Source organism: Corallococcus sp. AB038B (genome assembly GCF_003668955.1).
GTDB classification, from domain to species: Bacteria; Myxococcota; Myxococcia; order Myxococcales; family Myxococcaceae; genus Corallococcus; species Corallococcus exiguus.
This window is the reverse complement of the sequence record NZ_RAWO01000131.1, coordinates 1-436: the sequence shown is the minus strand read 5'-3', so window position 1 is coordinate 436 and position 436 is coordinate 1. Positions and strand designations below refer to the sequence as shown.

Below are 436 nucleotides of genomic sequence, written 5' to 3'. Positions count from 1 at the left end.
GTACGTGCCGCTGGAGTAGTACGTGGTGGCCGTCACCGTGCTGGGGTACGGCGCGACGGCGGTGTAGGCGAGTGCGGCGGTGGGGAGGGCTACCAGGGCCGTCAGCGCCGCGAGGCGCGACTTGGGGCTACGCATCGTTGTTCCTTTCGGGCCGCCCATGCGGCCCCCAGAAGGACTGCTGCTCATCGAGCCTGCGCCAACCGCTGCTTCTCCCTCAGGATCAGGCTCCACTCCTGAAGACCCGTACTCAATGCTCGAATCCACGCGTCGACCTCCGGCACGAGGCGCGGGTCGACGTTGCGCAAGCCCCGCAGCTCCGGCACCGCGCTGGCGAAGCCCAGCCGGGCGAGGCTCTGGAGGATGGACGTGCGCACGCCCACGTCCGACTCGTCGCGGTACAGCGCCACCAACGTCTGGCGCGCGCGGGACATCTCCG

Annotated in this window: 1 pseudogene; it reads right to left on the bottom strand. The window is 70.0% G+C overall.

What is annotated here, in order from left to right:
• Positions 1-182 precede the first annotated feature (182 nt).
• Positions 183-436 (bottom strand): annotated as a pseudogene (locus tag D7Y04_RS42760) (HEAT repeat domain-containing protein); the annotation flags it as partial.